5 protein-coding genes are annotated in these 24,143 nt (G+C 44.9%); 4 read left to right on the top strand and 1 reads right to left on the bottom strand.

Annotated elements, in window-relative coordinates:
- Positions 1-173: 173 nt before the first annotated feature.
- Positions 174-1,048 (bottom strand): IS630 family transposase gene (locus tag AC6IZ0_RS10250; RefSeq protein WP_497722827.1). Its coding sequence is split into 2 segments (ribosomal slippage): positions 174-716 and positions 719-1,048, totalling 873 coding nucleotides; the frame shifts between segments, so codons are not numbered across the junction.
- Positions 1,049-1,225: 177 nt separating this feature from the next.
- Between AC6IZ0_RS10250 and AC6IZ0_RS10245 the strand changes: the two genes are divergently transcribed.
- From AC6IZ0_RS10245 to AC6IZ0_RS10230, 4 genes are all read left to right on the top strand, one after another.
- On the top strand, positions 1,226-6,217 hold the full coding sequence (locus AC6IZ0_RS10245) for a beta strand repeat-containing protein (protein ID WP_497722826.1): 4,992 nt from the start codon (positions 1,226-1,228) through the stop codon (positions 6,215-6,217).
- Positions 6,218-6,363: 146 nt separating this feature from the next.
- Entirely contained in the window at positions 6,364-8,937 is a 2,574-nt protein-coding gene (locus AC6IZ0_RS10240) for a hypothetical protein (protein ID WP_497722825.1), read from the top strand.
- Positions 8,852-9,625 carry a hypothetical protein gene (locus tag AC6IZ0_RS10235; RefSeq protein WP_497722824.1) on the top strand — a complete coding sequence of 258 codons (774 nt, stop codon included), beginning with the start codon at positions 8,852-8,854 and terminating at the stop codon, positions 9,623-9,625. Before AC6IZ0_RS10240 ends, AC6IZ0_RS10235 begins: the two co-directional genes overlap by 86 nt.
- The gene (locus AC6IZ0_RS10230) at positions 9,613-23,835 is read left to right on the top strand and encodes a beta strand repeat-containing protein (RefSeq protein WP_497722822.1); all 14,223 of its coding nucleotides are present in this window, start codon (positions 9,613-9,615) and stop codon (positions 23,833-23,835) included. Before AC6IZ0_RS10235 ends, AC6IZ0_RS10230 begins: the two co-directional genes overlap by 13 nt.
- The last annotated feature ends 308 nt before the right edge of the window (positions 23,836-24,143 follow it).

The following is a 24,143-nucleotide window of genomic DNA, read 5'->3' as shown; positions in this document are numbered from 1 at the left end:
CCAGAGTAAGTTTAATCACCGCTATAATACCTCCCAGACAGTGGCTTTGATGATTGGGGATAGGGTGAAAACTGCTGATGATAAAGTTTATCGGTTCTTAGGGGAAGCTTATAATTACACCACTGAATCTACAACCTCAGATGATTTGGTAAATATAGCAACCGCCAAGGAGGTTAGGACGCAAAAAGTAAGACATCCTCAATGGCATCTCGTAAAGAATCAAACTGCTCAAGTTTTTTGCGGATTCGACTTTTTAACCAAGACCAACATTTTTCAATCTGATTCAGGTCTGGAGAATAAGGTGGTAGGTACAACACTTCACACCCTGCGTACTCAATCAGTTGTTGAATGCGCCCACCTTTATGAAATGTAGCATTATCCATCACCACAACCTGTCCCGGTTTGAGTGTGGGAAGCAAACAAGCTTCAAGCCAAGTCTCAAATACTATTCGATTACACGCACCCTCAACAGTGAAAGGAGCTATCAGCTGATGGTTACACAGCGCGGCAATTATGTTCACCCGACCTTGACGACGACCTGATTTAAGTGCATGGAAGCGCTGTCCTTTTGAGTTCCAACCGTAATCATACTGGTCTCGGTTGTCCATTCCTGACTCATCGAGGTATACAATCTTCTCCACAGGTAACTTAGACAACTGCGTTACGAAAGCCTGTCGTTTAACCTCATCGCGCTCACGGTAGCCATAAGTCTTTTTTTTCGCGTAAAACCAATTTTTTTCAAAGCTCTTGAGATTGTGCGCTCGCTAATTTCTTCAGGCCAAAGTGAGGCCATCTCTACTTGGGTTTTATCGCCATGCACGGAAGCGAACTCACGAAATTTTTCCCAATCGGTAATTTTGTGACCATTCCCAGGACGCTTACTAGGCAAGGCTTGGAAGTCCCCCGTTTCGGTTTTTCGCTTCAACCATAGGGTGATGGTGTTGCGACTAATATTAAACATTTGACTGGCTTCAGTTTTCTTCAAGCCATCGAGTTCAATCGCTTGGATTACTTTTTGACGAAGGTCGTAACTGTACGGCTTGGGCATATACCTGTAGCAAGCGATCGCTTCACATGAAAAGGGACTACTTATAGTTTATGCTTAAATTACCTTGGCGGTTGCTATATTACAGCCGGGAACATTGTCAAGTTAGCTAATGATTATGCCGGCGGTGGTACTGGCGGTGCGTTTTATAGAAGCTCGGTTAATATTGATGGTATTGATTTGAGTGTTGAAGATTATAGTGATACTAGTCGTTGGCAATTAGTAACCCACAATCTCGCTGCTGAGAATTACAATGATGGCAAGCGGTGGAGGCAAGAAACAGCCATTTCTGCTACTTCCATCGCCGCTTCCGTAGCAGCAGCAGTTGCTGGTAAGGCAGGTTTTGCGGTTAGTGGGGCTGGTGCTGCCGCTGATAATATCATTCTGTCTAAAAATAATGCCTACATTGATAATAGTCGAATTATTAACGCGGTCAATGTAGAACTGACATCACAAAATAGCGCCTCTGTGGATGCTATGATTTCGGCGGCTTCCGGTGCTCTAGCTTTTGGTGGTAAGTTAGGGGCTGCTGCTTCCGTGGGTGTAGGTGTTGCGAACAATACTATCACCCAAGAAATCCAGTCTTATCTTAATAATGCCAATGTCACAGCCACTGGTAACCTACATCAGACTGCGATCGCCGATGGTGTGATTTTAGCCACTGTAGCCGCTGGTTCCTTTGCGGTTGCTGGTGGTGGCAAAGTGGGCGTAGGCTTGGGCGGAGCCGGGGTGAGTGCTGAAAACAAGATTAATACTAAGGTGAATGCCTACATTGCCAGCACCACTACCCCTATTACCATCACTGCCAAGGAAGTAAAATTAATCGCTGATGATACCTCCACCATTGAATCCTTCACCGGTGCGGCATCCCTAGCTGCAACACTCGCCGGTACGGCCGGTGTTTCCCTATCTATTGGCGTGTCTTTAGCCCGGAATACCATTACTAGTGAAGTGACAGCCTACACCAGCAATGCTAACGTCACTACTAACACAGGCGCAATAATCGCATTAGTGAAAGAAGCTGCTTCTATTCAAGCTAGTTCTATCGCCGCTTCCCTCGCCGCTGGGTTAGGGGGTACGGCGGGTATAGCAGTCAGTGGTGCTGGCGCAAGGGCAGATAATATTATTACCTATAAAAATAATGCCTATATTAATAGAGGCACGATTACCAGTGCTGGTGATATAATTCTGACATCAGAAAATACATCTAATATTGATGCCCTGATTGTGGCGGCATCTGGGGCTGTGGGTGGTAGTGGAACTGCTGGTGTGGGTGTATCCATTGGGGCAGCAGCGGCTGAAAATCAAATCACTGGAGAAGTCCAAGCCTACATTAATAATGCTAATGCCACAGCCACTGGTAACTTACATCAAAGTGCGATCGCCGATACAGATATTTCTGCTACTGTCGCGGCTGGTTCCTTTGCGGTTGCGGCTGCGGGTACGGCTGGCGTTGGTTTGGGCGGAGCCGGGGTAAGTTCAGAGAATAAGATTAATACTAAGGTGAATGCCTACATTGCCAGCACCACCACTACCCCCATTACTGTCAGAGCTAAGGAAGTAAAATTAATCGCTGATGATACCTCCACCATTGAATCCTTCACCGGTGCGGCATCCCTAGCTGCAACACTCGCCGGTACGGCCGGTGTTTCCCTATCTATTGGCGTGTCTTTAGCTGAGAACACTATTAGTAGTGAAATTACTGCCTATACTAACAATGCTAACATCACCACCAACTTGGGTGGTATCAGTGCAGAGGTGGGAACAGCCTCTACTATCACAGCCAGTTCTATCGCCGCTTCCCTCGCCGCCGGTTTAGCGGGTACAGCAGGTATAGCAGTCAGCGGGGCTGGGGCAAAAGCAGATAATATTATTACTTATAAAAACAATGCCTATATTAACAGAGGCACTATTAACAGTGCCGGTGACATAACTCTCACATCAGAAAACACATCTAATATTGATGCCCTGATTGCAGCAGCCTCTGGGGCTGTGGGTGGTGGCGGTACTGCCGGGGTCGGTGTATCCATTGGGGCAGCCGTAGCTGAAAATCAAATTACCGGAGAAATTCAAGCCTACATTAATAATGCCAATGTCACCGCCACCGGTAACTTACATCAAAGCGCGATCGCCCATACTAATATTGCCGCTAACGTAGCCGCTGGTTCCTTTGCGGTTGCGGCAGCGGGTACTGCTGGTGCTGGTTTAGGGGGAGCCGGTGTAAGTGCTGAAAACAAGATTAATACTAAAGTTAATGCCTACATTGCCAGCAGCACCACTACCCCCATTACCATCACTGGCAAGGAAGTAAAATTAATCGCTGAGGATACCTCTACCATTGAATCCTTCACCGGTGCGGCATCCCTCGCAGCCTCCTTTGCCGGAGCGGCAGCGGTCTCTATATCTATTGGCGTATCTTTAGCCCGGAATACCATTACTAGTGAAGTGACAGCCTACACTAAAACTGCCAACATTACAACTAACACAGGTGCTCTAATCGCATCAGTGAAAGAAGCTGCTTCTATTAAAGCTAGTTCTATCGCCGCTTCCCTCGCCGCTGGGTTAGGGGGTACAGCGGGTATAGCAGTCAGTGGTGCTGGTGCCAAAGCAGACAATATTATCACCCATAAAAATAATGCCTATATTGATAGAGGCACGATTACCAGTGCTGGTGATGTAACTCTGACAGCGGAAAATACATCTAACATTAATGCCCTGATTGCAGCAGCATCTGGGGCTGCAGGTGGTGGCGGCGCTGCGGGGGTCGGGGTATCCATTGGGGCAGCAGCGGCTGAGAATCACATCACTGGAGAAGTTCAAGCCTACATTAATAATGCCAATGTCACAGCCACTGGTAACTTACATCAAAGTGCGATCGCCCATACCAACATTTCAGCCACAGTAGCCGCTGGTTCCTTTGCGGTAGCAGCAGCAGGTACAGCTGGTGTAGGCTTAGGCGGAGCCGGTGTCAGTGCAGAAAACAAGATTAATAGTAAAGTTAACGCCTACATTGTCAGCACCACCACAACCCCCATTACCATCACCGCCAAAGAAGTCAAATTAATTGCGGATGATAGCTCCACCATCGAATCCTTCACTGGTGCTGCTTCCTTAGCGGCTTCCTTTGCTGGGGCGGCAGCAGTATCTGTATCTATTGGGGTATCTTTAGCCCGGAACACCATTAAAAATGAAGTCTTGGCTTACATCCAGAATGTGAATTTAAAAACCACTAACGGAGAAGTTGCCCTTTCAGCCAAAGAAACCGCTCAAATTAAAACTACCTCCGTAGCGGCTGCATTAGCTGCGGGTGTTTCTTCCATAGGAATCGCCCTGAGTGGGGCAGGGGCTGAGGGTACAAACATTGTTACTAACCAGGTTGGGGCTTACATCAGTAACAGCACCATAGAAACCGCAGGAGGGGATGGGGACGTGGTTGTGGTGGCAGACAGTAACTTAAACCTGTCAGCCGTAGTAGGTGCGGCTGCGGGGTCTGTGAGTGGAGGATTAGTAGCAGCGGCGGCGGCGATGGGTGTGAGCCTGGCAAGAAACCTGATTGGCTTTGATAGTGTGGGAGATACCACTGGCTATAGGAATCAGGTTCTGGCTTATATTCAAGGGTCAACAGTGAAGGCTACTGGTGATGTGCGGGTTGTGGCTACTGGGGTTGAGTCTGTGGGGTCAATCGCATTTGCGGGGGCTGTGGCTGTAGCCGCTGGTATTGGTGGTGCGGCGGCTGGTAGTGGGGCATCTGTGACTAATAAGATGGGGTCTAGGGTCCATGCTTATTTGCAAAACACGGGGGTAAGTAGTTTAGGTGAAGTGGAGGTTAAGGCTAGTTCCCGCAGTGAGGTAACTAAGGCTTCAGCGATGGGTGTGGCAGTGGCTGCTAGTTTGGCGGGGTTGTCTGTGGGTGTGTCTCGGGTGGTAAATGAGTTGAGTAATGATATCCAAGCCTACATCCACAGCACCGGGGCCAGAACTATTGAAAGTTTAAAAAATATTACTGTTGATGCTAGTGCAGCACAGGCACATATTAATGATGTTGATGCGGTGAGTGCTTCCGTGGCGGCGGGTGCTTTGGCTGTGAGTGGTGGTGGTATTGATATTAGTAATACTATAGGGAATACTGTTACAGCTAAGGTTACGGGTTTAATCACCCTGATGAGTGGGGAAGATGTGAGTATTCTGGCTCATGAAGATGCTCAACTAACCGCACAGGCTAAAGGAGCGACTGCTGCGGGTGGGGCGATCGCACTAGCTCTGGGTGTGGCTGTGGTCAAAAATGAGCTTAAGAGTACCGTTGAAGCCGTTGTGGATAACGACCCTCTTAAGGTTTGGGCTGTACGTGCTATTCCTTTGAGTATTACTGCCAATAACATTAGGATTAATGCTGATGCTGTGAGCTATATTCCCCAGACTCTATCTATAGGCATTGCAGCCGCCGCTGGGATTGGGGCTGGGGTTACAGCTAATATGGCTACGGGTAATATTACTACTGTGGTGAGAGCGGTTACCGAAGGTGTGAGTTTAAATGCCTTGGGTGATGTAGAAATTAAAGCGACCGGGGATAATCAGGTCAGGGCTGATGCTAAAGGAGGCGCTTTAGGAGCTTTAGCAGCAGGGGCGATGATTGCGGATATTACTCTGGGTAGAGGTAATAATATAAACGAAGTAACCGCTACTTTGGGTAATGGTTCTGTGGTTAATGGGCGGTTGTTAACTATAGAAGCTAGTGGTGTTTCTGACCTGCTACCAGAAAGCGTCGCAGCGGGTGCGGGGGTAATTGCTGGTTTGGGTTCTTCCTCCACAGTCACTAATGATTACTCTACCTTGGCGCGCATTGGGGACAGTACCACAATCAACCTCAAAAGTCTTCTTGTTACCTCTAATCTCAGCCAAAAGGTAGATGCGGGGGCGGATAGTTACGCTGTAGCCTTAGCCGCGGGTACTGGGGCTGTGGTAGATAATACTATTACTAGTAAAACTAATGTTGATATCGGGGCTAACAGCAATATTACAGCTGATAACTTGGTTGTCGCAGCGGTAAATCGCCTGGTTAAAGAGGAATACACCGGAGAGGATGAGGCGAATTTAAAAACCGGTTCCGCTGGTGCGGGGGTGGTGTCAGTGCTGCAAAGCACTACAGATATTGGCACTCTAGCAATCCTTTAGAAGCAGTAGTTAATATTGGGAAAAACACCAATATTACCGTTAAAGGAACTAACGCCAATCGCGGGGTATTCAGAATTGAAACTTTAACTGATGTCAGCGCCATTGACAAAGTAGAAGTTGATACATTAAGCGGCTTTAGCGTCGCCGTGGGTTTATCGGAAATCAACGCCCAAACTAAGACAGGAATTAACATAGATACTGCTACCCTAGAAAATAAATCTGGGGATATGTACTTAACCGCCAGGTCTAATAGTGATACCTTTGTCAGTACAGATATTTTCTCCGCTTCTGCTTTTAGCGGGGTTGCAGCTGCTAACGCCAAAGCTGACGTAGACAGCACCCAACAGATTACAGTTAAAGATGCTGTGCTTAAAGGTAGCGACGTTTATCTGTTTACTGGTAGAGACAGTTTTGCAGTTCCTAATTTATTGGGAAGTTCCGCTAATGGACAAGTTACCACTATTTCTTTTGGTCCGAGTTTCAGCATCCCCGATGTAGAAGCGAAAATTAACGAAGTTAATCAGATTGATATTTCCGGGAAGACGATTATTAGAGCTTTAGAAGATGTGACCCTGGTAGCTAACGAAGGCATTGGCGGAGGACAGCGCGCCCGGACTGATGGTAGTGTAGTTAGTATTTCCTTGGTCCCCTTTGGCTTTGATGTTCCCGACGGTGCGGATGTAGACAGCACTAACCAGGTAAATATCGGTAATGATGTCTTAATAGAAGCTGGGATTAATAATAAAACCACCGTACAAATCAAGCCCGTAACAGTGGGGGGTGTACAGCAACTCAGTCCAACGCGGTTGAGTGAAACTGTTAACAGACAAGGGATACCTAACAATCAGTTGACAAATGCAGAAAAAGCTGATCTGGGCTTGGATGCGGAAACTAAGTATGAGTATAAAGCGTTAAACCTAGATTCCCTAAGTTTATCTATATATACAGGAACCTTGGTTAGAGTTATTAGGGGAGCTAATGCGGGGGGAAGACTGGGACATTATTACAGATATAAACCCATAACTAATGTTGGGCCTGACTCTGTGATGTTGGAGAAGGAGAATTATACAGATACCCAGCGGTGGGAATATGTGGGAGCTAGTCCAGATTTAACCGATAAAACCGTTTATGATAGCGATGCCACTGTTAAGTTTAAGAACAGTCTCCAGAATAAATTCTATGTGGTGAAGCCCACGGAAGTGGATGACGTGACTTTAACCTATGCTAGTTTAGGGAACCTGTTGATAGAACAGAGAAACCAAGTATTAGACTGGATGGGAAGCCATGCGACAGACCCAGAAGCTATCGCTAGGTATGAGGTACAGTTAGCTGCTATTGACCAGGCGATCGCCGATTCTGGTTTAATCGACCCAGAAACTGGCTTTGTGAGGGAGCAACTAGATTTACTGTTTGTCAACCTTCCCAATATCTACGCTGCTCCTGGTTCCATCTTTATCGAAGCGGACGGGAGTGATAGTAAATATCAGGCCTTAATTAACAGCAAGAAATTAATTGCTAGATCTGGGGCGGAAATTAGGGTAACTAACCAGTCTCCCTTCACCCTTAACGTCAATGATGCCATCATCAGGGACAACAAACGCATTAAAATCATTGATGGTGAGTATACAGTTTTAGGTCCTGGTAACGTTTACTTTAACAACAGTCCATTGACTAAGGTAAACGACACCAGTCCTAAAAATATCTCCATAGTCCAAGATGCCTTCCCTAACAGTCAATACGGCTTGGTGGGAATCACCATCCCCGCCGCTGACCAGGATATATACTTACTAGGGGATGTCATCAACGAAGCTGGTGACTTATATATTGACAACAGAGAAGGTAGCATCCACGTTTCTGGGGAACTCAGAGCCGCTACAATCACAATTAATGCTGCGCGGAATTTTAACTTAAATACAGATGGTTGGTTCCACACCAACCGCGACCCGCGACAATATTTAAATCTGGACATTACCAGAGCGGTAGTTTTTGATGAATGGGGGGAACCCGGATCTAAGATTTACACTGATGCGGGGGACATTGAGGGACAAGATTTAAGGTCAGCCATTAATGAGAATCGTTCCCGCATCCTGGCTCAGGGTTTAATTAGTATTACCGCTCGATATTTGAATATTAACGGGATTATCCAGAGTGGGGTAACGACTATTGAGTTAGATGTTGCTCCCAACTTCAACCCCGGTAATAACATTACTAATTTTACCGATGATAACGGTCAAACTATCGCGGGGATTAGCTTCGGTGAAGATAAAGTACCTGTGGATGGTTACTTTGACCCCAACCAACAGGCGATTATTTTAGATGATATTATCCCCAAAGGTGGACAAATTACCATCGCCGGGCAAATCTTCAGCACTGGTAACGGACAATTAAGGGTAGCAAATGGTTACACTAATCTAGACATTAATAACGCCAGTCCTTACAAGCTCATTCTCAACAACATCGACACCACCACTAACCGTAAGGGCAAAATTACGATTATTGACACAGAAACCCTGAAGAAGACAGAATATACCTTAGACGCTGAGGGTATCCAAACCGCTAATTATCAAGGGGTTCACAATACAGTTAGTAACGCCATAGACTACAGCTTAGTTAACCAGGCGACTAATGGTGTTAATGATGAGATTAAATATCAACCCGTCCGAGACAGGTTCTATATGTCGGACCGAAGGACAGGAGAAAACGGCGGTTTATGTCTTTAAATATGAGAAAAAGGTTTTAGACCTGTCCTTAAACCTGGGTAAGTTGTTTAAAGCTTTTGGCTTAGATTTCGACTTTAGCTGGGATTTAGAGGTAGATGAACTGGTAGAGGATGATTCCTACGAATGGCGGGAAGTAGAATTTACAGATGAGAAACCCTTACTAGAGTCGGAAGCGTTAGTTACAGATAATCAATTAGCTCAATGGGGCGCTATTCTCAGCGAGTTACTTGGGGAAACAGTAGAAGTAGTTTACCGGGTTGAGTATGAGCAGACTGAAGATAATAGTGTTGATTTAATCCAGAATGTTTCCTTAGTCAGGGATATTAACAATAAGAAGATTTATCGCTACATAGGAGAAAATGCGGACTTAGAACTGTCCCTCCAGGACTTTAGTGATAGTAGTAAGTGGGAAGATACTGGTAACACCAGCAATGCTAAGGATTATAATGACCCTCCCCTAAACCGTTATGATAGTGATTTCCGTAACGTTTCCACTAAGGAAAAAACCTGGACTAGTGGGGGTGGTTTTTTACAAAAGAAAACTTACCACTTTCAATTAACTGTTATTCAGGGGTTAAAGGATTACTATACTCACGCTCTCAAAGCTGATTACCCGATTGATATTCAGTTCCTCCAGGACCTAGCAGCAGTGAAGCGAGTATCAGCATTAACAGCGTGGGTGGGTTAGAGCTTTATGGTGATATTGAATCCCCCAGCAGTAATTTGCAACTTAGTGGCGCTTATATTCAGAGCGTGGGTTCTAGTGTAATTTACGCCAATACTAAGGAAAGTAGCGAAGTAGGGAATTTAGATTCTCTTTCTTTAAAAGCAGAGTCCGGTAATATTGAAGTAGCAATTCAAGGCGGTTTACAACCTCTCAATGCGATCGCCCAACAAGATATTAATTTACTGATAGTTTCCCCAGACAATAAGAGCAGTTACCTGATAGTTAATAACATTACCGCCGGGGGTGACATTGGCATCCGCGCCGCCGATGGTATTAGTATGTCTAACAATAATGCTCTCATCACCGGTGATGACATTATCCTCAACACCAGCAAGGGCGGTATTGGGAATGCACAACAGTGGGTAAATGTCAGTACCAACGATTCCGGTGGAGTAGGAGGAAGCGCCAAAGGTGATGTTTACCTCCGTCAAACCACAGGGGATTTACATCTACTGGGAATGGAGACCGAGGGAGATATTTATTTAGATGCGACTGATGGGTCAATTCTGGATAATTTAGGGGAAATTTCCGCTCTAGCAAGTAGAGAGCTAAGTGATAAAGCTTTAGCTGCATTCGCGGAGGATTCTTTAAGGTATCCTTTGTCAGTTCCTCTTTACAGCTTCCTTTATCCCCTGAGTAAACCCACAGGGGTAAATACTCCCCCAGAAAAAGCAGAGGAGTATAATATAGTTGCTCGTCACCTCACTGTCACCACTGGTGGTAATTTGGGTAAGGTTGGGGACAAGGTTGTAATTAACCTGGAAAACGGTTATACAGACCTGAGTACTGAGGAGAAGAAGTTACTTTCTAGTGCCACTGTTAGCGATATTATTGGGGTGACTTACGGCACTTACAGGTATTTGGGGGATGGAGCAAGTAACGTTAATTTGGCTCAATCTGATTTTACAGATACTGCTGCATGGCAACTAGTTAACCCAGATATTGTCACCGGTGTGAGTCGGTTAATTGTGGATAACCGCAATGTGAATCAGGGGGATATAGTTTTAGTCCAGTATGATGCGGCGGAATATGGATTATATAAGTATTTGGGAGAGCCTGCTAGTTTAGACTTAACTCGCCAACTTTACCTTGACCCCACCCAGTGGGAGAGATTAACCGCTTCCCATGGAACAGACGCTGTGGGTAATGTCACCCTAGAAACAGGTCAACTGGTTTTAGACAAGTCTGTAATTAAAACCTTGACTTTACAGGTGATTAATGATGTTGATGTCCTCACCGATGAATTAACTAATATAGATGCTGGGGGTGCGATCGCCCTCCAAGACGGAAGTAATTTGACGGTTGACAAAATTACCGCAGGTGGGAACGTCAGACTACAGTCTACAGGTAATCTCATTGATAACCACACCACAGACACCCCCGCCATTACCACCTCTGGTAACAACATCCTGTTAATTTCCGGTGGTGTCATAGCTTCCCACACTCCTGATATCCCCTTCCGCATCAACATGACAGGGGAAGTAAGACAACTGAGCGCCGAATCCACAGGTGATGCTTACATCCGTTACTTAGGGGAAGAAGCATTAACAATCAATAAGGTCAACGGTAGTTCTAATATTAAAATAGAAGTCACTAATACTGACGTACTCCTGAATACCATCACAGCCGGGGGAACGGTAGACTTAGATGTTAAAGGCTTCATTATTGACAACAACAAAGACGCACTCAATATCAGCAGTTCCGCCATTAACATAGAGTCCGACACCAGCTTTATTGGGGAACATACCAATTACTTAGATGTAGATGTCCTTAACGACGGAGTAATTAACGTTAAATCCACAGGGGAAGAACAAGGAGCGATTTATCTTAACTCTCTTTACCGTAACTTCCGGGTGGGTAAGATTGAAAGTAACTTTGATGTGGGTTTACGCACTACCCAATCAATCATCGACACCCAGGAAAATACTCCCGATGTGGTAGGTAGGAATATTACCTTAGATGCTCTGGGTAACATCGCTACAGCTGATAACTTCCTGGAAATTAACACCAATTCCCTCACGGAGGGTAAATTAATCGTCGCTAGTAATAGTAACGCCTATTTGCGGGAAGTCTCTGATGACTTGTATTTGGAGCGAGCTAATGTCATCGGAAACGCTGATATTAGAGTCTTAACCGGTGATATGCGGGTAAATGAGGTGACTGCAGGAACGCTCACCTTAGAATCTAGTCACGGGATATTTATTCCTGGTTCAGTCACTACCCAAAGAGATATTAAACTAATCTCCCAGACTTCGCGCCTATCTAATTATGATGATTACCTGGAAGTAGGTTTACCAGATGACTTGTACCTCAAAGACTTACAACCCGACCCATTCTCACTCTTCCTCACTGGTACTATTACCAGTCTGGCTGACAACGCCACCCTTAACCTAGGGTTTAGTGATGATGTCATCCTCAGAGGTAACATCAACGTCAGCGGCGAAAACTCTAATTTAAATATTGCTACCACCGGTTGGGTTTATGTAGAAGGTTTCCTCACCTCCGAAAGTCAAATCAATATTTTGACCACAGACAGATCTAACAGCAGGGGTTCTAGTGTTTACGTTCATGGGACTTCTAGGGTTAGAACTACAAAAGCAGGTAGTGCGATTACCATTACAGGCGCTAAAGATGTAGATATTCTCGGCGCAGTAGTTGCAGGAGGAGAAATTGGCGCTAATGGTGTCACCTTTGCGGGTAATGACTCCACTGTGGTTGTTACATCTGGTGAGCAACTTTTCCTAGATACAGGTTTATTAGCTTCCAAGTCTGTAACCATGAATGGGGGGATAGGTGGAAGTGATGACAATGGCTTAGGATTATTAATCACCCCCGCTGGTGGTGCTGCAGCTTATGGGTTGAGCTCTGATAGCAGTGGGGGAGTGATTACCATTAACAATCAAGGGAACATGGAGGTTATGGGAACCTTGGTAGCTGGTGGTAAACTGTTCCAAACCTTTGATGATAATGGTAACCTGGAAAGTCAAACCATAGACTGGTCTGGTAACTATGGCGCAATTAAGATTAACTCCCTCGGTCAAGCTTTTGTCGGTGGTAACACCGTCAACAAAGCAGGGGAACCTATCCAAACCGGTGCTTACCTATTCGCCCATGATTTAATAGAAATCAACGGAGGCGCTCACCCCTCTGGTACGGGAACCTTTATTCAAGCTGCGAGTGAACTAGTTACCCATACCCCCGATAGTCACATAGAAATCAACGCGACTCAAGATGCTGATATCCAGGGGTTATTAGTCCCAGGGGGTGAGGTAACTACAGTTAGAGACGCTACTGGTTCTTACATGGGGCGTTATGTAACTCACTTCAATGGGGAATCTACCCTAAAAGTGACCGCAGACCACCAAATTAGAATCGGTCAAACTCTCCAAGCTGGTAAACAGATAGATTTAATTGGTGGGGTTGACCCTGTGGAACCAGACCCGGAGGACGGTAGCACTAATTATAGTGGTCGGGGGATGGTGGTTTATGGTTCTACCCAAATATCTACTTGGAAACCAGACAGTAATATCAACCTCAATGCTGCGGGTAGAGTTGATATTTTAGCCCCTGCTCATAGTCATGAAATTGCTGCTACTGGATTCTATGAGTTAGCAACGGGGGTAATTAGCCAAGATGTCACCCTCAAGCTACAAATAGATAAGGTGGGTTTTGTCATTGCAGCCAATGTAATTCTACCAAAGTCAGAGACTGAGAATAACGAGGAAGTAGCGGATTTAGTCGCAGATTTAAACACGGCGCTGGTAAGTGCTACCTGGACTGTTGTTAGTACTCAAAATCAAGATACACCAGCAGTAGATAGTACTTACACAGACTTTGACCAGTATGATATGTTGGTGAAAATTCGGGAAGGGCGGTTAGTCTTAACCAGTTCCTATGAATTTGAGCTAATAAATCAAGGGACGATTAACGCAGACTTGCTAGGCTTTACCCCACTAACCGCAGATATCACCTCCATACTCCCTTATAATATTCAAGCTGGGGAAGTGGGTTCTCAAGTTACTATCGGTTCACCGGAGAGACCCAATAGTAAGCTTTATATTGCGGGTAAGGTCTTAGCATATGAAGCTATTCACCTCAACAGTGGAACATCCCCCGATGGTGTTGATGTTGATTTAGATTGGACTGGGTTACTGGAAACTGTAGACGGTGACATTAACCTAAATATTGGTGTCTATGGCGTGGTTAAAGGTGATGTGGTCGCTGGGGGTGAGAACAATAATATTAATGTCACTGCTAGTAAGACTTTAGAACTCCATGGAAGTCTCACTGCAGGGAATGAGATTAATTTAAGTGCGGGTGAAGAAGTAGTAGAGAATGAAACTAGTATTCATACCTTTGGGACTAGCCGCGTTGATAGTAAAGTCTTGAATATTCAAGGTTTGAATGATGTCGTCATTGATAGCTTCATTGGTGACCTTGATTACATGAAGGTTATTAATCTTCAGGCGATCGCCGGTAACCTCATCATCGCCCCCACCTCAGGCCGCATTATTAGCTATGGACAACTAACCATGGGAGGTCAGAACATCATCAACCAAGGTGTTGTCCGCTCCCTAGGTGTAGATGGTGATGCGAATACGGTGGAAACCTTACTCACCACCCCTGGTAGTATCGACCTTGACAGCGACATTCTCAGCTTGGGAACCTTTAAAGTAGTCGCTGGGGAGAATATTAATGGGTACAATAGCCAGATAATTATTCAAACCCCAGGGGAAAACCTGCAACTTATCCAAACCAACCCCACGGGAGCCATTAACCTCGGTCGAACTGTAGAAAATAACGGTATCTACCAGCAACAGGGGATTGATTTAGTCGCTCCGGGTGAAATTATCTTACAAGCTGCGGGTGATATTAATATTAACTCCGCCGCCCGGATTCTCACTAGTGGCGATAACAGCCGCATTGAAATTACCGGTAATACGATTAATGTCGTAGGCGCAATCTTAGCGGGTAGTTCCCTCACAGCGGAAGGTAATCAAACGACATGGACGGGTAAAGGAGCGCTTAACCTCAACGCTACAGAACTAGTTAATTTTGGCGGTATGGGAGTGACAGAGGGAACCCTCACCCCCCGTGGTGGTTCCGCTCAAGCTACAGGAGATATAAACATCACCATCGCCGGTGGAGACAATGACTTAGACTTGACTATGAATAGTTTAAGCTTGATTCAAACCGACGCTACGGCTAGATTTAGTAGTACGGGAAGTGCTGTATTAAACGACTCCACCCCTACAACAATTAACATTCAAGGACAAAACCAGCTAGAAACTAACGGAACCATCCAAGCTTTCCACAACGACTCTGATATTACCATCAACACCGCCGGACTCCTGTTAGTTGACGGTTATTTAGTCGCTGACGACATCCTGACTTTAGATGGAGGAACTACACCCAGTGGTTATGGGTTAATAGTCAATCCCATTATCTTTAAAGACAACCAAAACCGGTTAGTTAACAGTTCCAATTTCTTCATTAACCACAAAGGCGAATATGTAGACGCAAATGGTAACCTTATCCCCCTTGGTGATGCTCCTGTAGAATATAACGGTGAACTGTCTCAACTTACCCGCATTGGTGGGGGTATTCTGGATACTGCACCTGGTGGGACAATTAACATCACTGGTGAGTCTAGTATTGTGTTCCGGGGTCAGGTCGCTCCTGAGATTAATTCATCTATTTGGGGACTACCAATTAACTCAGATGTTAACCCTGAGAAATTATTCATTACTAGTAAAAATAATGCTGGTGATATCTTTGTTGATAACCAAGTGCGATCGCGCAGCTTAATTCACATCCAGGGAAATAACATTCAACTAGTTGACTACCAAGAAATCAACCCCAAAGACGCTATCCGTCCTAACAACGCCCTGATTACCACCAGTGGAACAGGAGATTTAACCCTCACTGAACCAGCAGTCCAAATTCACGGTACAGGTGAAGTATTAATCGCTCGCAGCAAATCACCCCTAGAGCGCGCCCTAGTCACCTCCCACGACACCATAGAAATCATCGCCGACACCCTGTTAATTCAAGGTTTTGTCAGAAACCACGAATCTACAGCAGACATCAATATTAATGTAGTCACCTCAGCAGAAATCAACGGTATAGGAACTAACGGGATAGTCACCGCTGGTAATAACCTAAATATTAAGGCCGGAATTGACCCGGTATGGAACTTAGACACCATCCGGGGTAACATTACCAAATCCCAGTTAAACGGTGGTCAAGTCCTGGTTTATGGTACTGGTTCCCTTAACGCTCCCCAAGGTGTCGTTAATATTTTATCCGGGGGGACGGTAACAGTAGCAGCAGACGCTAGTTTAGCCACAAATCAAAAACTCATAGGTATTCCCGTATTAACCCAAGTCCCAGTCACGAAAACTATTAACGCTGGGACAAAAAAGGTATTAGCCACCGACGACCCCAACACCCCTCAAGATGAAAGTAAGATTGAGATAGAAGTAGTCAACTGGATTACCACCACAGTTACAGAGCAAGTAGGCGTTGACCAGGTACGCGTCGGTAGTGAGTTCTTTACTATGGACGTAGTTCTCAATCAAGATAGTTACTGGAACCCAGAAACAGATACAGAAAGAGAGTATTTTGTCAACCAAGTTGATTACTTTGTGGATGAGATTATCTGGGGAGTAGCAGGTAAACCTAAATCCGACGCTGGATTTAACGAATTAACCACAGACCAGCAGGATGTAGTTTTAGAAGCACTAGGTTACTACAGACTGTTTGACTTTAGTTTCAGTAACGCCAAGGTAGACAGAAACATCAACGGTAACCCCACCCGCAATGATGTTTACTGGAACCTCAGCGAAACCAACGAATCCTTTGAGATGGAAACCGCCCAAGGGGTAACATACCGTAAAGAGATTATTGGTGGTAGCGACTATAAACAGAGCGCCCAAGCAGGGTTTTATAATTCCTATGATGTAGCGACAAATCCCCAAAACATTGCTACCACCATCATTAATATAGATATTGACGGTTGGAGTGATATCTATTTACGTGTACCTGTGGGTATTAGTGCTGATTTAGAAGCAATCCTGAGAACAGTATCTCAAAATCAGTCTAAATTACTAAATGCTACCAACCCCAACACTTTTGATGGAACTAACCCCAGTGCTTACACCCCTAGCTATCAATGGATAAATCAAGGAGCAGGGGTCACAGCTACAGGGGAATACGTCGGTTACTTCTGGAACGAAGCCGACGCTAGTTATACTCAAGAAACCTCCGACTACTTCTTTGATAATGATGGCTATCCAGCGGCCTATAGTGACCAATGGGATGAATGGGTTCCCTTGGGTGGTTACTGGATGGACAATGATGATGGTAGCAGCATGAGCTATGGTGAGGAAGAAGATATACCCACATGGAATTGGCGATTACTCACCCCTGAAGATATGGCTGTTCTAGATGATGCCTTTGGGGATGGCCATGACATTGAGTATTATGTGGATAAAAATGACTTTGTTGAGTATCCCCATGATCAATACCTGAGTACCTCTAACCTGAGTATGTGGTTAGCCAACTACGACGAGGTAGAGTCAACCATCATCTATACAACAGTCTGGGGGAGCGGCGATGATGTCGGTGCTTTTGTCCGGGGACGGAAGAAGAAGCAAGGGGTTAATCCCACCGAAGATGGAGAAGCCCACTGGTCAGTAGATTATGTTGCAGACACTGGTAATCGTTACTTTAATCTTGACCTGCGGGAAACAGTCAACTTTAGTGTTGACCCTGACTGGAGTGTGGGAGACCAAACGGAGCCAATACAGCCAGCACCCTATAAGCTGACTAGATACACTGACCTAGTTTCTGCTAATGATAACTACATCGATGCCATTAAGTACGATACTTTAACCTTTACACAGAAATCCACCACCACTAAAGCTGGACAATTCGGTTTTGACTTTGATTACCCCGGTGAATGGGTTCCCCTAGGTGGCTACTGGGTGGATAATGATGATGGTAGCGAAATGAGCTACGATGATGAGGAAGATATACCCACATGGGATTGGCGGGAGTTGACAGCTGCTGATATTGGTGTCCTAGATGATGCTTTTGGGGATGGCCATGATAAAGAAAGCTATTCAGGACACGCTTTTGTTAGTTATCCTGATGTCAACCTCAGCGCTGCTACCCTCGCTAACTGGCAAACTCAGTACAGTGAAGTACAATCTACCATTGTTTGGACATTTCAGTTTAGTGATGGTTACGACCCTGATGATGGGACTGGTGATGATGTCGGTGCTTTTGTCCGGGGGCGTAATGTTGAACCAGTCAGCATTAAAGAAGATTGGCAAGATTATCAATATCATTGGAAATCTAAATATAAACCTGTTTTTGACGGCCGCTTACAAACTTCCTGGAAATGGGTAAGCGCAGAGCAAAACATTTATGATGGTCGTCCCCGGTATGAGACTTGGGAAACCCAGGTTAAGGATGTCAGCATTAAATACGAGAATAAGTACATCAATGTACCCATTACCACAGAAGAAATTATCTGGCTCACAGTCAGAACTACTCCCGAAACTCCGAAGGATTATGGGGTATTTTACAACTCCATAGCCGCTGCTGGTGGTATTAATATTGAGGCTGTGGGTGATGTAAATATTGCTGGTAAACTCTCTACCGTTAACCTTGACAGCAACATTAGTATTACTAGTGACGCAAATGTCAAGATTAAGGGAGAATTACCCGCCAACAGAACATCTGAGACAACCATCGCCGCGCCTTCTATTATCACTGCGTCTAATCAAGTATCCATTACATCTGTCAACCTTGATGTTACTGATGTTAGTGAACTGCGGGCGACTAAGGACACCGGTAAGGTTATCCTTTCCACGACAAATAACATCAGCTTTGCTGGGGTAGCCTCTGCTGGTACGTTAGGTAATGTTGGTGGTAGTGTGACGTTAAATGCAGGTAATGATATTGGTATCTTTGGTAAAATCACCGCCAATGACAGCATCAGCGCCGAAGCTGGGGGTAATATTACAGGAAACATCGCCGCTGACATCAAAACAGCTAGCACTGGTACAGTTAGTTTAACTACGGGCACCACTAGGAGTATAAACTTACCTTCTGCTTGGATAGAAACAGGTACTTTTAACGCCACTGCTGGCTCAATTAACAACTACTTAATTGATGGCGAAATCACCCTAAATGGTGAAACTTACGATTATATTCAACATGGTTTAATCGCTGCTGACGCTATCAACATCAACACCCAAACCGGAATTACAGCTAGTCTTCAAGTTGACAATCTTAACATTAATAATAATGGCGGTAAAATTGACCTCACCCTTGATGACAACCACCAAGATACTCTCTCAGAAGTAGCAGTTACTCTCACCACTAGTGACACGGAAACTGAGATTAAATCAGCCGCTCTACTGCGTTTAACTGACATTAATACCACCGGCGCTGGTAATATTAACGTTAGCGGTGTGGAGAATATCACAGTTGAAAAACTGCAAATAGCCAACCAAATCACCATTGAAACAGTTAAAGATATCATCCTCCAACACCAAACAGGTGATTTATCTGGGACTACAATAAAACTAATTTCAGAGGATTTCCTACCAGAAAATACTAACCGCATACAGGCTAATACATTACAGGTAACAACCGCCCAAAATGATATTAATCTCTATACCCAAGTTAGTAACTTGAGCATTCAAGCCGGTGGCGTAGGTGATGTTAATGTCACTAATGTTGGTGGTAGTTTAAACCTACAAAACATTACCCTGAACCAAGGTGATTTCACCCTTACCACCAGTGGGGCATTAATTGCCACTTTAGTAGAAATAATTAACACTGCTTACGCCCCCACTTTTACCCTCACCAGCAACGGTGACATGACTATCGGTAGAATTAATGCCGGTAACTATAGCGAATATGATAGTAATGGTAACTTAACTCGCTACAGTCAAATCAACCTCACCACTAACAATGGTGGTGACATCCTGGCGCAAAACTCCCAAGACAATCAACCAGAATTAATCGCCGTCAAAGCTAACCTCATAGCATCGTCAACAGGTAGCAACATAGGATTATTAGAGGTAGACCTAGCAGAAGTCACCGCCACAGCCCACGGGGACATTAAAATTAAGGGTATAGGGAAGGTGGGAACCGGTAACCAGCAGGAAAACCGCAACTTGAGTATACCAACTATGACATCTAGTAACGGTAATATTCAAGTTTCTAACCTTGGTTCCCTAATTACATCAACCGCAATCAGCGTACCCCTGGCGACCGGAACTATTGACTTACGCAGTGTCCAAGATGATTTAGTAATTAATGTCTCTAATGGTAATACAGTCCTCGATGCTCACACCTTAATTCTCCAAGCTACCCAATCTATAGACATAGATAAAACCATTATCCTGGACGCTAAGAAAATTACTTTATCTAAGGGTGACTCGGCGATCGCTCAAGGGGGAGTAACCTTACCCAACGTCAAAACAGATGAGCTAGTCTTAGCCCTAGACTCAGATAATATTATTATTTCTCCCGAATCTTTTGACAACTTCACCAAAAAGACACCCGGTACCGAAAAAATCATCAACCTAGAAGCCAGAGGTAACCTGCAAACCACAGGGGACTACGCCGGTTATTACAAATATCGCGACACCAGAACCAACACAGAATACTACCTAGATAAACCTGAATTAGCCCAAAGCAACGCTTACCGGTTGAATAACCAGCAACTGGAACTCTTGACAGAAGAAGAAAAAGCAGAACTAAGTTTAGCCCCCATATTAAACACTGTTTACTATCAAGAAAGAGAGACCCAAACAGGTAAGTACGCCTATTACCATGACGCTAACAATAATAATATTCAAGACAGCAACGAACGGGTTTACCATCTAGACGTAGTGCCCCAGGGTCAAGAGCAAGTATACAACAGCGTCAACGACATCTTAGACACCCTCACAGTCTGGACACGTCAAAACTCCTCCGGCCTGTATATGTATACAGTCACCGAAAACCTAGAAGGACAAGTCCCAGAGAACAAAATCATCTACGTTTCCGAACCCGACTATAGGGAAGTTGCCAAAAATCCCAACTACAGCGACGTTTACATCTACATGACCCAAGCATCCAAGACTGGGTTAAACCTCAAACCTGTACTACAGTCAGAACTGGCCGGAGCAATTAAATTAACCAAAGCCTCCGGCGAACTACAAAACAATCGCATCACCTTTACAGTCCAAGCCGATGAATTAATCCTCAAAGCTCAAAAAGACCTGCCTAATATAGACTTTGAGGAAATGCTTACCATAGCCAATCATGTGGAGATTAGCACCGGTGATAATTTAGTTTTAACTGGAGTCCCCGTTACTAATAACCTAGTCTTAGGTTCCACTGGTTATTACAACGGCTCCACCCTGGTGGGTGGTAGCGTCACCACAGCCAATGGGGTAAGGCTTAACTCCCAAAACATCGATATTACCGCACTCAAAAATATTAATATTGGTGTTTCTGGTAATAATAGCAACTTAAACGCCGAGGTTGTGGGTAATGGAACCATTACAGTTAACTCCACCAGTTCCTTAAACCTTAACAACATCATCGCCAACGACGGGGATGTTAACATTACCGCCAACAGTGGCATAACAGTAACAAACTTAAATATTGACACCGGGGACGTTAACCTATCTAGCGGTGGTACCATGACCGTACACAACCTAGAGGCTAACTCCGACCTAACCTTAACAGCCAATAACATCTACAGTGGTACACAAGACACCGACATTACCGGGGACTCTCTGAGGTTAAACATCACAGGGAATATTGGTAGCAGTAATAATGTATTGCAAACTGCTGTGGATAGCCTGAGAATTACCCCAACCAACAATATAAATAACATCTACCTGGAAAACAGCGGCGCACTCACCCTAGTAGATGCGATTAACGCCAGTGGTAACGTAGTATTTTCTACCCGCAGTCCCATGACGGTAACGGAGAACATCACAGGCTTATCAGTTAATTTAACAGCAGGAGACTCCGCGGAAGCTGGTGATGACTTGGTAATTAAGGCTGGTGTTACCTTAACCGCCACAAATGGAAATATTACCTTAAGTGCTGGGGATAACTTCACCCTAGAAGCCAATTCTCACCTTGTGGCCACAGGGAATGTTGATATACAGACAGATTTACAAAATCAAGACCCCGGCACAGGTAGTATAGTTACCCTTTTAGGTAGAATCCAGTCTAGCAGACTGACTATGACCACAGGGGAAGATGACGACACCTTCAACCTTGACAACACCCTGCGAACTACCGTTACTAACCCAGTCAGCATTGACGGTGGTGGTGGCATAAATACCTTAAATGTCAACAACCAAGAGGATACGGTAGGGCGGAATGTAAATATTACTCAAACAGCCATTACTGGTTTAGCCGTTCCCATAAATTACCAGAGACTGCAATACATTAACTTGTATTTAGGCTCTGGTAATGATTCCTTCATAGCGGATAAAACAGTTACCGCCGCTGTCTTCGTCGATGGTGGCGGAGGTAATAACAGCTTTACTCAAGACTTCTCAGACAGTACAGATGACCTAAATCTAGTTATTGACCTCCAAAACCCCTCTCCCCAAGATTCCGGTTCTCTGATCTACAATATGCAAGGAATTAACCTGATGTTGGGTTCTGGTAACAATGTCGTGACTTTGGTTAATCCTACCCTAGTTAACGGTGCTAACTTCTCAATTGACGGTAGCAGAGGGCAAAGCGATCGCCTTAATCTTGACTTTTCTTCTGACACCCTAGGCTTTACAGACTCGGTAACAGTTAATAATACTCACATAGTAGGTTTGGGGTTAAGTAACCTGCAATACCTAGGGATGGACACCATGGCTATCATACTCGGTTCCGGTGCCGATAGAATCAACCTCACCAACAACTTCAGCGGCGCTTTGGAACTAGACGCCCGTGGTGGTGATAACACCATCAGCACAGGAGATGGGAACCATACCATCAAGGCGGGAGATGGCAACAACAGAATTATCACAAAACACGGCAATAATCAGATTACCCTAGGTGACGGTCGGAACACCATCACCACAGGTAACGGCGATATGGAGATTATCTCTGGCAGTGGAAACAATAGCATCAGCACTGGGAATGGAGATAGCCAGATTACCACCGGTGATGGTAATAACAGCATCAGCACCAGGAATGGAAATCAAACTATCACCACTGGTCGTGGTCATAACCGCATCATTACCGCCAATGGTAATCAGATAATTGCGGCTGGTAATGGTGATAATACCATCACCCTAGGAACTGGTAACAGCAAGATTACAACCGGTGATGGCCGGAATAGTATTACTACAGGGGATCAAGATTCCGAGATTATCTCCGGCAGTGGAAATAACACTATTAGAACCGGTAACGGCAATAATCGCATTACCACCGGTGATGGTAATAACAGCATCAGCACCAGGAATGGAAATCAAACTATCACCACTGGTCGTGGTCATAACCGCATCACTACCGCCAATGGTAATCAGATAATTGCGGCTGGTAATGGTGATAATACCATCATCGTAGGAACTGGTAACAGCAAGATTACCGCTGGTGATGGTCGCAATACTATTACTACAGGCGATCAAGATTCAGAGATTATCGCTGGCAGCGGAAACAACATCATTAGCGTTGGTAACGGCAATAACCGCATTACAACCGGTGATGGCAATAACCAGATTAGCACTAGAAATGGCAATCAAACTATAACCAGTGGCAATGGTTCTAACCGCATCACTACCGCCAATGGCAATCAAACCATTAACACCGGTAACGGTAATGACACCATTACCACAGGAATTGGTCATAGTCGGATTACAACTAGTGGCGGTGATAACACCATCAGGACTGGTAATGGAAATCAAGTTATTACCACCGGCGCAGGCAACGACCGCATCACTACAGCAACTGGCAACAGTCGGATTACCAGCAGTGGAGGTAATAACACCATCAGAACTGCACATGGAAATCAAATTATTATCACCGGTGCTGGTAATGACACCATCAATACAGGAAATGGCGATGATATTATCACCACCCAGGGAAGCAATAAAACCATCAGGACTGGTCGGGGCAATAAGACCGTAATTTATAACTAAGTACTAAGTACTAAGTTGCAAGTAACTGTCTTGCCTCAGCGATCCTGACAATTAGCTCTACCAACCTCCATCAATGAATTGGGTTACTCACTGGCCGTTGAAAAATCTGTGAATTTCAGTGTTGGAAATCCCAGAAGCCTTGATATATAGCAGGGGCAGGGGGCACTGGAGCAGGGGGAAGCCTTGAAACGCTTGAATTTCAATGGTTTTATCTTCTGTTTATGTCCTAACCACCTTGGCGGTTGCTATACTTTTTGTAGTTTTTTTAGTTGAATAGGACTTACGCAAGATTGGACTAAAACCTAGTT

The organism is Anabaenopsis sp. NIES-4685, from assembly GCF_059725405.1.
The sequence above is the reverse complement of the archived record's forward strand: the minus strand, read 5'-3'. Positions and strand labels throughout refer to the sequence as shown.

What these genes read in the sequence shown, in the direction of transcription:
- AC6IZ0_RS10235 (WP_497722824.1), top strand. Translation starts at nt 8,852, where the DNA reads ATGATGAGATTAAATATCAACCCGTCCGAGACAGGTTCTATATGTCGG.